We start from the raw sequence: 12375 nt of genomic DNA on the forward strand, positions 1-12375 counted from the left end.
GACTGCGCGATCTCCTGCGTCACCCAGTCAGAGATTGGGTCGCGCGAACTGCCAATGGCGCCCATGACCGACGAGAAGGACAGGTGGGCCTGGCCCGAGGATGGGTCATTGGAAGATGACCCTTGGGCCATGGAAATCAGCACGGCGCGTCCGAGCAGTGAGGCGAGGTCGTTGGAGACGGGCCGCATCTCCGTCACCGCGCCGGTATCCATGTCCTGGAATTGGACCATGAACGGCCCTGCGTCCTCGGCCGCCTCGACGCTTTCATCTTCTGCCGGTCGCTGCATGTCCCCCCCTGCGCGGATTCACAGCGCCAACGATGTTGGCACCGTCCCGCGCAAGAAGGATAGCCGGGTCCCAGCGACCTCCAGGAGAAGCAGCGCCGTGGACCCAATCACCCCAGGTCCACGGCACACCTCACCCTGTCCTACCTGCTCGTCGCATCATCCGGTCGGGTGCCGCGGTCCAACTCGTCACGGTCCAGCGCACCGTCCAAGTCCCGGTCGATGCCAATCCGCACCTCCGAGCCCTTCGGCACCACCGTGTACGTCAACTCACTCCCAGCAACCGCCAGCGTCTGGAGCAGTGACGCGGCGACGGTCTCCAGCGCCCGGTCCGTCTGGAACATGCCTCCACCCATGTAAGTGGCCCCGCGAGCAATTCCACCCTGGTTCCCCTTCACCACCAGGCCCACCTTCCCGCTGTCCGCCAGCGCGAGGAACGTGGACAAGGTGCTCACCTGCGCGGGAGTGGGGCTCGCGGTTGTCAGCGTCACCTGCCGCCCCACCGCCGCGTGCGTGTCCTTGCTGTCCGGACCCGGCGGCTCCAGCACCGTGGTCGCCGTGCCCTTGGGCAGGTCCGAGCCCGAGAACGCCAGCATGAACGCCACCATGTCCGCCACCTCCTGGTTGCTCTGGAGCGTGAACACCGGCTCGGTGATGAAGCGCGCAATCGAGTCCACGCTGCCGTCGTGCGAGAACCCGAAGCCCGCGATGTTCGACGTCTGCGTGAAGTCCATGCCCACCTTCTCGTAGAGATTCCTCAACTGCGAAATCTTCATCGTCACGTTCGTGAACCCATCCACGGACACGAGTCCCGTGTGACGCTCGCCGCTCGGGCCCGCGGAGACGGGAATGAACTGGCTCCCCGTCCACCGCACATCCGCGCCCAGTCCCGTGGGCAGCGTGTGACACGTCGAGCAGGCGAACGCCCCCGAGTCCAACAGCCGCGGCGGCCGATACATGTTCAGCCCGTTCACCGCGTTCCCATTGGGCAGCGGCAGCCCCGCCGTGCCGAACCGCCCCGTCGTGACATGCCCTGGAAGCGGCAGGCTCGTGGGCAGTGTGTTGTCGATGTTCCGGAACGGATTCGGGGCATACGTCAGCGTGGCGAGGAAGTCCTCGAACTGCTGCATCTCGATGACGGTGAGTTGCGTGTCATCCCCCTGGAGGCTGAGGAAGGCGCCGTTGAACTCCTCGATGCCCGCGCGGTCTCCCCGCCAGTGCAGTGGCTCCTTGCCGATGATGTCCTGGAGCGTCTGCGTCGTCATGGGCCCCTTCATCGAGTGCCACGGCTGGAAGCCCGTGTTCAGCCCGGGGATGTTCATGCCCAGGTTCTGTCCCGTCACGGCCTTCATGTCCCCGGCCGGGTCTCCCAAATCCCACGCGAGCCTGTCCAACCGCCCATCGATGTGGCACGACGCGCACGACACGTGCCCCAGGCCAGAGCCCTTGTGCGTGTCATACAGGTGCCTGCGGCCGACCTTGATGGCACCCGGAGACGGGTCGAAGAACGGCACCCGAGCCACCTCGGTATTCGAAACCGTATCCACCACGGACACGCTCGCCGCGAACTTGTTGAGCACGTAGAGCCGCGTCCCTGAAATCACCACGCCCGTGGGCCCCTCGCCCACCATCACCTGCGTAATCCGGCCGCCCGAGTCGTTCATCACGGCGACGTTGTTGGAGCCCATGCCCGTGATGTAGACGCGGCTCCCGTCCGCGTTCCACGCGAGCCCCCGAGGGTCTCCGAGCGCGAGCTGCCGCGTCGCCTGCGGCACCGTGCCCGTGGTGTACGTAAGGTGCGGATTGAGGTCGAAGCGGGAGACGACGGACGGAAGCGCCGGGTCGAATGACGCGGCCAGGACGCGCAGGAAGCGGCCATTGATGTTGGGCTCGAAGCGGACCTCATTCACCGCGTCCGTGCCCACCACGACGACATGGCCACCCGGGTGAACGGCCAGCGCCATGTCCAGGTTCATCAACCCGCTCGCATACGTCACGGCCAGGGTGGACGCGTTGATGATGGCCACGTCCCGGTCCGGCAAATCCCAGCCCGGGCGGCGCCCCGAAGCCGCCGCGTTGCTCCCGGAGACGACGCTCGTCCAATCACGGCTGTTGTCGTCCATCCACTGGCCACCGGCGTTCTTCTTCACGATGAGGGCCACGGGAGGAGGCGCCGGATTGCCGCTCTTCCTGGGCGGATTGAATGCGCTGCCCGAGTTGGGCGGCGGATTGACACCCCCATAGGGCCCCACGCTGCTGCTCACCACGTTGGGAGGAAAACCTCCGCCCCCCATCGCGTTGCCACCCCCGAGCACCGTGCTGCGATTGCCAGACTCGAAGAACGCCACATAGACCTGCGTGCCCGCCGCGTTGACGGCGAGCGCGCGAGGCTCCTCACCCTGCAACGCAAGCCGCGTGGGCGCCGCGAGCGGATTGGCCGTGTCCACCACCAGCACGCGGTTGACCTGCGAGCAGGAGATGAACGCGCGCTGCGGCGAGCCCGCGAAGATGACGTCCGCGGGCTCGTCATCCGTGGGCACGGTGGTCTTCACGTTGAGCGTGGTGAGGTCGACGATGCTGACGCTGTCGGAGACGTGGTTGACGACCCACGCCTCGGTGTTGCTGCGGGCTCGCACGGAGACGGGGTCCAGGCCCACGGGGATGGAGGCGGTGAGCACGGGCGTGCCGCTCGCCACGGAGAACACCAGGAGCCGGTTGTCCGCCGTATTCACCGCGAGCAGGCGCGTGCCATCCGGCGTCAGCTCCAACGGGTGGACGTGCGGATGCTCCCAGTTCACGAAAGCGCCGGGCGACTGCGCCCCAGCGGGGCTCGTCACCAGCACGAGACACGGCAACAACGAGAGCAGCAACCCTCGGACACGGGACATGCGACCTCCTGTGCGAACCCTCAGGCTCGCCCTGGATGGAGATTTCCGCTAAATCTGTTAAGTCTGTTTATTCTGACAAACGCGAACCTGTAACACGAGTGGCTGACTCGGGTCGCGGCCGGGTGCGAAGGGTCCTCGGGAACCCTTGGTTCGCACCGGATGGGAGGTCCCAGGTTGGCCCCGGGCGGGAAGCACTCCAGAATCCGCCGCATGAAGCGTCTCCCCCTCCCGTGTCATGGCCCTGGCCGTGCGACTTCGAGCGTCGTGCGTGCCGTGGCCCTCTTCCTGACCTCCCTGCTGTGTGGCCTGACGTCGGATGCGCGCGCCGAGGTCGCCGTCAAGCGCACCTTCCTGAAGCTGCCGTCGTCGAACGGGCACGGCGCGGTGATGCTGGATTTGGAGCAGAAGAAGGTGTCGCACTTCCGCGAGCACCTCTTCGCGACGGAGGAGCCCGTCATCGACGCGCTGGGCAACGACGTCTTCGTGCGAAGCCAGCCGCAGGTGGTGCACGCGCGCGACGTGTTGTTCGACGCGTTCTTCGGCCTGCGCTCGGGCGGGACGCAGCGCTGGCTGAGCACGCAGGACGCGGACCTGGACGCCAGCGGCTATGCGGCGTGGGGGGCTGGGAAGACGGGCGGCACGGGCCTGGCGACGATGGTGCAGCGGGTGGGGACGCTGGAGGTGACGACGTATGTCTTCGCGCCCCAGTCCGTTCCGCATGCCTCGTTCGTGATGGCGGTGCGCGTGCGCAACACGGGCGCGGCGGCGTCCACGGGGGTGAGCGTGTTCTCGCTCCACAACTTCCATGTCGGCTTCGGTCGGCCCGGAGTGATGGCGGACCTGGATGAGAATGGCGAGACGGTGGAGGTCAGCGGCAACGACTTCGTGGAGAAGGGCTTCGCGGGCGTGGTGGTGGGACGGCCGTTGGGGGCGGTGACTCGGAAGGCGGCGTGGCTGTCGGCGGCGACGGGCGCGGGCAACGCCTTCAACGTGGTGCAGGGCGGAGGGCAGCAGGACCTGCAGGAGTTCACGGCGCCGCCGGCGGCGGGGACGGGCTGGGCCTCGGCGTACCAGTTCAACCTGGGGGACATCGCGGCGGGCGCGGAGAAGTGGGCGGGCGTGGCCTTCGTGCACTTCGGCAATCCCGAGGGCACGTCCACGGCGCGGCAGTGGCTGTCGGACTACGTGGGCGCGCTGGATGCGAAGGCGCTGGTGGAGGCGGAAGTCGCGCGCTGGGCGACCTTCCAGACGGACACGGTGAAGGTGCCGACGGGCACGGCGGAGAACGAGGAGTCGCTGGTGCGCCAGTCGGCGGTGGTGATGCACATGGCGCAGGTCCGCGAGTCCGAGACGTTCATGCGCGAGTTCCTGACCCGGGATGGCGAGACGCGCCTGACGCGCTTCAAGGCGCCCAATGGCGCGCCGGCGACGCTGCCGGGCATGGTGAAGCACGCGGGCAAGGGCGCGGTGCTGGCGAGCCTTCCTCCGGGCCAGTGGACCTACGCGTGGATTCGGGACGGCGCCTACGCGGCGGCGGCGATGGCCACGCTGGGCATGCGGAGCGACGCGCGCGAGGCGCTGGCGTACTACCTGAACGCGGACAGCGGCCGGTTCCAGAGCTGGCGCGAGCTGCAGCCGTACTCGATGCCGCCGTACATCATCACGCTCACGCGCTACCACGGCTTCGGCGTGGAGGAGACGGACTTCAACGAGGCGGGGCCCAACCTCGAGTTCGACGGCTTCGGCCTCTTCCTCTGGGCGCTGCGGCACTACGAGCGCACCACGGGGGACCTCACGCTGGTAAACGAGTACTGGCCGACGGTGTCGACGAAGGTGGGCGACGCGCTGGTGGCCCTCATCGACCCGGAGACGGGGCTCATCCGTCCGGACTCGTCCATCTGGGAGACGCACTGGAACGGGCGGCAGCGCGCCTGGGCGTACACGAGCCTGACGGCGGCGCGCGGCCTGTGTGACGCGGCGGTGCTGGCCGAGCGCGTGGGCGACGCCGAGCGTGCGACGCGCTACCGCGCCGCGGGCGAGTCCATCCGCCGGGCCATGGCGGAGAAGCTGACGGACGGCAACTTCGCGCTGGCCTCCAACCTGGAGGAGCTGAAGTCGGGCCGGGGGTACTGGGACTCGGCGGTGTTCGACGCGTTCGCGTTCGAGCTGTTCGACCCGGCGGGGAAGATTGCGCGGGAGACGATTCGCGGGTTGGACCTGCGGCTGTCGTCGCCGGCGGGCGCGGGCTGGTCTCGCAACGATGACCGCTATGACCACACGGGCGGCGCGGACATGAGCCCGTGGGGCAGCGAGTACGACAGCGCGGAGTGGGTCATCGTCAGCCTGCGGGGCGCGATGGCGCACCGGATGGCGGGCAACCCGGAGCGCGCGGAGCGGGTGATGAAGTGGGTGACGGACCAGTCGCTGAAGAACTACCTGGCGGTGTCGGAGACGTACGACGAGCTGAACGGCACCTACAAGTTCAACGTGCCGATGGTGGGCTTCGGCGCCGGGGCGTATGCGCTCGCGCTGGCGCATCGCGCGGACGGCACGGCGGACCCGGCGTGCGGCGCGTACCTGGAGGAGAGCACGTTGTCCAAGCCGCCGGATGCGGGACCGGGTACGCCGGACGCGGGGACGGGTGAGCCGGATGCCGGTCCTTTTGTGCCGGATGCGGGGAACCCGGAGACGCCGCTCGTCAGTGGCGGCGGGTGCAGTGCCTCGGGCCCTGGCGCGATGGCGGTGTGGTTGATGCTGGGGCTCGCGGGGCTCACCGCGCTGACGCGGCGTCGCCGGGCCTGACACGCGGGCCTCGACTCAGAAGGCCCGGCGCATCATGAGGCAGGCACCGAGCCGCGGACGCTCGGTGCCTCACTCCAGACTCCCGAATGGAGACGGTCCATTCGGCGCGTGGGCCCGCTGACTCCTCACCATGCGATGTGTGAGAAGTGGGCGAGCATCTCCGCCACCCCTCTGACGTAGACCGCGCGGGCTTCAGCGCCGGCTGTCGCTCCGGGCCTGGGTGCGACGATTGCGAGAGGTGGTGTGCGCGGTGCGACGGACGGCGCCAAAGCGCCGCTGCTTGCGCGCACCCCCTTTGGCGCGCTGGGCCCTCGTCGCGCGCACGGACGCGGTGGCGGTGCGGCCAGCGGTGCGCGCGCGGCGCACGGGCTTGCGCCCCCCAACGACTCGCGTGGCCCGACGGACCGACGTCGTCTTGCGAGTCGCCCTCCGCGCGGTGCCCATCTTGCGCATGGTACGGGTGCGCTTGGCCTCCATCGCCTCACGGCGCTCCATCATGGCCAGGCGCTTCTCGAAGCGCATCATGGCCTGACGGAAGTACGTGGCCTTGCGCATGGTGTTGGCATTGCCCATGGCGCGGCGGGAGCGGGTCGGCTGCCGCCGGCCCATGGCCTCACGCTGCTGACGGCGCGCCTGGTCCTCGTACTTGGTCATCAGTCGCCGCGCGCGTTGGATGCGACCGCGCAGCTCGCGGGTGGACAGCTCGGTGACGTTGCGGGGCGCGCTGGACAACACGAGCCGGGCTTCGGTCTCCGACAACAGGGACATCTTCTTCGAGGGAATCGTACGCAAGGGCCTGCTCCTTCAAGGCAGTGTGGCTTTCCTCGCGGAACGTCAGCACGTGTCCCCCACGCGGCAACCTGCTCTCCAGGGCGATTGGGACGCGCGCGCTATTCGAAGACAGACAACTCGGAGAGCGCATAGATGAAGAGGGCGGAACTCCCGTCCTCCGACTTCACCTGCAATCGCACCAGGCGAGCGGGCGCGTCCCCCGAGAGCGGCACGTCGAGGAAGCGCGCCTTGCGCAACACATCCAACGGTCCGTCTCCGTAGGGACTGTCCGCCTCCGTCGATTCAATCGCGGTGAAGAACACGGGCCCGTGGGGGTCTTCCGGGTCGAAGTTCCGATAGGGAACCTCCGCGAGCGTCGACCAGTCGGCACCATCCAGGCTGCCCTCCACGCGGAGGTTCATGACGGGCGCGTAGCCCTCCAGCACCTGCAAATCGCGGATGACCGCGCGCCGGGGACGGATGGGGGTCTCCCATTCGAGTGTCACGTCGCTCACGCCGGTGTTGTCGTGTTCAGGGGACGTCCGCACGAGGAGGAGCGAGCCATCCGTATACGGACACGGCGCTCCGGTGGGAGACGGCCCGCAGGAGGTGCCACGGCTGACGGGGCGCAGCGTCCCGGTGGGAACGGGCAGGCGAGGGCCCCGCCACTCCACGCGGTACGACACGTTGCTGCTGTTCGCGGCGAGCGGATAGAAGTTCCACGAGCCCAGCGTCACCGCGCGCACCTGGGCCTCCACGCCCGGGAAGTCCTCCAGGAGATACGGATGGGGCCTCCAGGGCGACGCGGGGTCATGCGCCTCCCACACGCGGCCGCCGGGTCCATGGAGCTGCACCACCGGGTGCGGAGTGAGGGGCTCGATGTATTTCGGGCCACTGTCTGGGTAGTAGATTTCCGGGAGCTTCGCGGAGGGTGGCAGCGGCGGCGGAGGCGGCGCGGCGTCGAAGGACAGCTCGGGGCCCTCCGCGCCCTGGGTCAGCGCGAGGTGGGGCGCCCAGGGTCGCAGCGTGGGGAGCTCCGCGTCGTCGTAGAAGACGAACGAGCTGAAGACGCCATGGCCGTCCTCCAGCGGCGCGGTGACGCGGAAGCGATACTGGACGAAGTCGGAGGAGCGCTCGTCGATGGCGTCGCCGTAGAGGACCTCCAGCGTGAAGTCCCCTCCGCGTCCGCTGCGGCTCTCCAGGTAGGGCTCGAAAGGACCCTCCGCGGCCGGGTCGACGTTGCCCGCGCGCAGGTGCACCTTGCGCTCCAGCGTCAGCGGCGTGTCGACGCTCGGCGAGCCGTCCAGGTGCTTCAGCCGGCCATGGACGAAGATGGGGTCCTCGGGTCTGCGCTCGCAGCCCGTCGAGAGGAGCGCGAGCAGGGCGAGGGGGCGGAGCAGGTGGCGCATGTCAGTAGGTCCCCTTCACGCCGAGGAGCGGGAGGATGATGGGCAGGCTCATGGGCTTGCGCTCCGCGTTGCCTTGCCGGTCAAAGCCATACTCATAGGCAATCACTTCCTGCCGGGCGGAGACGTTGAGGATGTCCAGGTAGGCGTCGAGCGTGAAGTCCTCCATCGCCCACGACTTCGCGACGCGCAGGTCCACGCGGAAGAACGCGTCCAGTTGCCCGGCCTTGTCCCGGTCCTGTCGCACCCATTCCTGGCGTCCCTCCGGCGTCGTCACCAGGCGCTGGGTGAGGGTGGTGATTTCGCCGGACTCGGGGCGGCCGGTGTTGAAGTGCACCACGGTGCCCACCGTCCAGTTGTTTCCGAACTTGTAGCTGAGCGCGGCGTTGATGACGTGGGCCTGCTCGAAGGCGAAGGGCAGCGTGCCTTCCTCCGTGCTCACCACGCGGTCCTCGTCGCTGTAGCGGTCGAAGCGCACGCGGCGCTTGCTCTGGAGGAAGCTGTAGGAGACCCAGCCGAACCAGTCGCGGCCCAGCGGGTGTCGGGCCATCAGCTCGAAGCCATACGCGTAGCCGCTCGCGGAAGGGTCCGGGGCGGCGAGTCCCCGGCGGCGGCGGTTCTCCACCACCTGCTGGAGGTCCAGCTCCACCGCGCGAGTGAGCGGGTTGTAGAAGGCGTCGCCGCTCAGCTCCAGGCCCTCCAGGGCCTTCCACTCCGCGCCCACGTCGAACTGGAGGCCCTCCTGGAGTCCGTAGCGGAGGCTGGCGGTGTCCACGGCGGGCAGGTGCACCAGCACGGTGGGCGACTGGTGGAAGACGCCCGCGCCGCCCTTGAGCACGAGCGTGTCGTGGAGTTGGTGGCGGACGGTGAGCCGAGGCTCCACCGCCGTGTGATTGATGCCCGGAGACAGGTGGTAGTTGTCCACGCGCACGCCCGGCTGGAGCACCCACTTCTCGGTGGGCGCCCAGGTCACCGCCGCGTAGGCGCCGGAGAAGGTCGCCAGCGAGGAGGGGCTCTTGATGGGGTCCGTCGGGTCCTCGGGCGTGGTGCCCGGAGGGATGCCGGTGCCGGTGATGTCGGTGGCGGCGCGCCGGTGCTCCACGTCGCCGCCCACGGCCAGCTCCAGCGTCTCGTCGAGGCGGCGCTTCCAGCCGGCCCGCATCGCGAAGGTCGTCTGGCGCAGCGCGTACTCGCCCACGTCGCGGATGTTCATGGCGCCGCTCGGCAACTGCTCCGACTCCTGACCGGTGAGGCCGAGCGCGTCCGAGCCCACCGTGAGGCCCACCTCCGCCTCACCACCCGCGAGCGGATGGGTGCCGCGCAGGTCCACCCGATGGAAGCGGGACACGATGGCGCCGCCGCTGGAGCCGGCGTAGTCGGTGGCCGGAGTGGAGCCCACGTCGTCCGAGCTGCCCAGGGCGAACAGGCGCACGCGGCCCTCACCCACCTTCTGTTCGATGCGCGCCTGATAGTCCCAGAAGTTGGCGTGGACTCCCTCCGCGTCGGCGTCACTGAGCAGCTTGGAGCCGAGGGAGATGAGCAGCGCGGAGTAGCTGATGCGGCCCGCGATGCTGACGGAGGTGCCGGTGCTCTCGAAGGGGTACTCGATGAAGCCGCCGCTGTTGAGCAGGTCCGCGTAGGCGGTGACGTGCAGCCGGTCCTCGCGCGGTCGGCTCAGCCGTCCCTCCACCGCGCCACCCAGGAGCCGTCCGTACTGCACCGGCGGCGAGCCCGGGAAGAAGTCCACGGTGTCGATGAAGTCCGGGTGAATCACCGCGGGCCCGAGCATCAGGTGGTACAGCATGGGGATGCGCACGCCGTCGAGGAAGAAGCCGGTGGCGGCGGGCTGGCTGCCGCGCACCACCGGATAGCTGATGCCCGAGGCGAGGCTTCCCACGCCCGGCAGCAGCATGACGACGCGGAACGGGTCGCCCAGCGTGCCGGGCACCTCGCGGAGCTCCTGCTCGTGCAGGGTGATGCGTGTCACCTCCGTGCGAGGCCGGTCATCGCGCACCACCGTCTCGTAGGGATTCACGCGGCCGGGCTGGAGCCGGTAGATGACCTGGAGCGACTGGCCTTCGGAGAGCGTCTCCTCGAAGGTGCTCGGCTGGTGTCCTGGCGCGCGTGCCTCCACGCGGTGGGTGCCGGGGCGCAGCTCCAGGGCGAAGCGACCTTGCGCATCCACGGTGCCGGAGGGCTCGGTGGCGCCGTCGACGAAGAGGGTGGCGTCGGCGAGGGGCCGGCGCGTGCCTCGCGCGCGCACCTCGCCGGTGAGGCGCGCGGTGGCGACGGGGACGGGCGCGGCGGGCGGCTCGAAGCGGTAGATGAACGGCAGGCGCACCGACACGGGCACGCCGGCGAGTGTCGCGGGGGTGAAGCGCAGGCCGGGTGCCGCCTGGAGCGCGGCCTCGGTGAGGCGGGGCTCGCCGGGGGCGGTGATGACCTTCACCTCGGCCACGGCGCCCTGTTCGTCCACCCGCAACTCCAACGTCACCTCCCCGGGCGTGCCCTCCAGGCCCGAGGGCCACGCCGCGGGTGAGTCCGCCACCAGCGTGGGAGGCACCAACGTGGCTTCGCCTCCGTCGGTGGCGAGTCCCAGCCGGGTGGCGTCCTCGGCGGACACGGTGGTGCCGCCGTCGGTGGATTGGAGCTCGACTTCGAGGGTGCGGGACTCGGCGGTGGGGACGGGCAGGCCCTGTGCCGGTGCGAGGAAGGGCACTGCCACCAGGATGAGCAGTGGCAGGAGGGAGCTGCGCTCAAAACGCATGGGAATCCTTCAACACCGGAGGCGCGGAGAACTGTCACCCGGCCGGTGCGCTCTCATGCGGGGGGCAGCCTCACCTACTCCGCGCGCGGATGTCTATGCGAAAGGTCCAAGAGAGGCGTGCACACGAAGACGGTGGTCTGCCCGTTTGTCCCTCCCGCGTGTGTGGCTCCTCACGAAGCACGCGGACGGCCGGGCCGCGTGGGTGGAGGCCCCTGGAGGGCACCGCTACGTTGAGTCGACGGTGTCTTGGGGAAAGGAGCCGCGGGGCCATGCGCACGGTGAAGGATGAGCTGCTCTTCCGAGCGGTGGAGCACACCTTGTCGGGTCAGCCCATCGAGGCGGCGCGCGAGCTGGCGTCGCTGGAGACGCTGCTGGACGTGGACTCGGTGCCGGAGGACCTGGACTACCTGCTCTTCGCCACGGCGGTGTCGCATCGCCTGGACGGCGACGGAGGCGCGCCGCGCAACCCCTATCTGCATCCACATCCCGAGCAGGGGGCGCGACAGATTGATTTGTTCCGGCTGTTGATGACGCACATGCCGCTGGCCTCCGCGGCGGATGCGCTGGCGAACGCGGTGTTGGTGGAGCTGTTGGGGAAGCGGGACGAGGCCACGCTGGTGGATGTGGGAATCGGCCAGGGGCGGCAGGAGGGCCGGTTGTTGAAGACGTTGTCCGAGCGCGGGGCGCTGCCGCGCAGGTTGACGCTGGTGGGCGTGGACCCGAGCGGCGCGAGCCTCGCGCAGGCGGAGGAGTCCACGGCGCGGGTGGCGCGCGAGGTGGGCGCGGTGGTGCGCTTCGTGGGCGTGGAGGCGCCTGTGGAGAACTTGTCTGAGTCGACGTGGTCGGTGTTGCGAGGGTTGCCGGGGCCGAGGGTGGTGAACGCGGCCTTCGCGCTGCACCATGTGGCGGAGGAGCCGGGGAGCGTGGGCGCGGCGCGGGACGGTGTCTTGCGAAACCTGTGCGAGCTGGACCCGTCTGGAATGGTGATGTGTGAGCCGAACACGGACCACTTCCGCGCGCCGCCGCTGGAGCGCTTCCTGAATGCGTGGAAGCACTTCACGCAGGTCTTCCACCTGCTGGACGCGCTGGAGGTTCCTCGCGAGGAGCGCGCCGCAATCAAACGCTTCTTCGGGAGGGAGGTGGAGGACGTGGTGGGGACGGTGGACGAGTCGGCGCGGTGCGAGCGGCACGAGCTCGCGGCGACATGGATGGCGAGGCTGAAGCGCGCGGGCTTCGTGCCGCTGGAGTTGTTGGAGCAGGTCCGGCCGGAGGGCGTGCACCCGGTGCTGGAGCTGCGGCGTGAGCCGGGGCTCGTGGGGGTGAGCTGGAGGGACGAGGTGCTGGTGGCGGTGCTGGGCGTGCGGCCGGAGGGTGCGCGCGCGTGAAGTCCCGGCCGTGCGAGGATGGGGGCGTCCTGGACTTGATGGAGGCGCACGGGTGACGGACGAGGGACGTGG

Annotated in this window: 6 protein-coding genes; 2 read left to right on the plus strand and 4 right to left on the minus strand. The window is 69.4% G+C overall.

Annotation, left to right across the window (positions count from 1 at the left end; all coding sequences use genetic code 11):
* Window positions 1–427: 427 nt before the first annotated feature.
* On the minus strand, window positions 428–3172 hold the full coding sequence (locus G4D83_RS18750) for a YncE family protein (protein WP_163866139.1): 2745 nt from the start codon (window positions 3170–3172) through the stop codon (window positions 428–430).
* Window positions 3173–3445: 273 nt separating this feature from the next.
* On the opposite strand from G4D83_RS18750, the gene G4D83_RS18755 reads away from it, so the two are divergent.
* Window positions 3446–5974, plus strand: coding sequence for a glycoside hydrolase family 15 protein (locus tag G4D83_RS18755; protein ID WP_240356410.1), 2529 nt, complete (start codon window positions 3446–3448; stop codon window positions 5972–5974).
* Between the two features lie 192 nt (window positions 5975–6166).
* Here G4D83_RS18755 and G4D83_RS18760 read toward each other — a convergent pair whose 3' ends face one another.
* From G4D83_RS18760 to G4D83_RS18770, 3 genes are all read right to left on the minus strand, one after another.
* Window positions 6167–6766: a hypothetical protein gene (locus G4D83_RS18760; protein ID WP_163866141.1), complete on the minus strand. Its 600-nt coding sequence runs from the start codon at window positions 6764–6766 to the stop codon at window positions 6167–6169.
* A 98-nt stretch (window positions 6767–6864) separates the two neighbouring features.
* On the minus strand, window positions 6865–8154 hold the full coding sequence (locus tag G4D83_RS18765) for a hypothetical protein (protein ID WP_163866142.1): 1290 nt from the start codon (window positions 8152–8154) through the stop codon (window positions 6865–6867).
* Between the two features lies 1 nt (window position 8155).
* Window positions 8156–10918, minus strand: a complete 2763-nt coding sequence (locus G4D83_RS18770; protein ID WP_163866143.1) for a TonB-dependent receptor domain-containing protein — start codon at window positions 10916–10918, stop codon at window positions 8156–8158.
* A gap of 269 nt (window positions 10919–11187) precedes the next feature.
* On the opposite strand from G4D83_RS18770, the gene G4D83_RS18775 reads away from it, so the two are divergent.
* Window positions 11188–12303, plus strand: coding sequence for a GRAS family protein (locus tag G4D83_RS18775; protein WP_163866144.1), 1116 nt, complete (start codon window positions 11188–11190; stop codon window positions 12301–12303).
* Window positions 12304–12375: the final 72 nt, after the last annotated feature.

The organism is Myxococcus eversor (genome assembly GCF_010894455.1).
GTDB classification, from domain to species: Bacteria; Myxococcota; Myxococcia; order Myxococcales; family Myxococcaceae; genus Myxococcus; species Myxococcus eversor.

Excerpts from the sequence above, each read along its gene's own strand:
- G4D83_RS18765 (WP_163866142.1), bottom strand. The coding sequence starts at position 8,154 with ATGCGCCACCTGCTCCGCCCCCTCGCCCTGCTCGCGCTCCTCTCGACG.
- G4D83_RS18750 (WP_163866139.1), bottom strand. The coding sequence starts at position 3,172 with ATGTCCCGTGTCCGAGGGTTGCTGCTCTCGTTGTTGCCGTGTCTCGTG.
- G4D83_RS18770 (WP_163866143.1), bottom strand. The coding sequence starts at position 10,918 with ATGCGTTTTGAGCGCAGCTCCCTCCTGCCACTGCTCATCCTGGTGGCA.
- G4D83_RS18775 (WP_163866144.1), top strand. The coding sequence starts at position 11,188 with ATGCGCACGGTGAAGGATGAGCTGCTCTTCCGAGCGGTGGAGCACACC.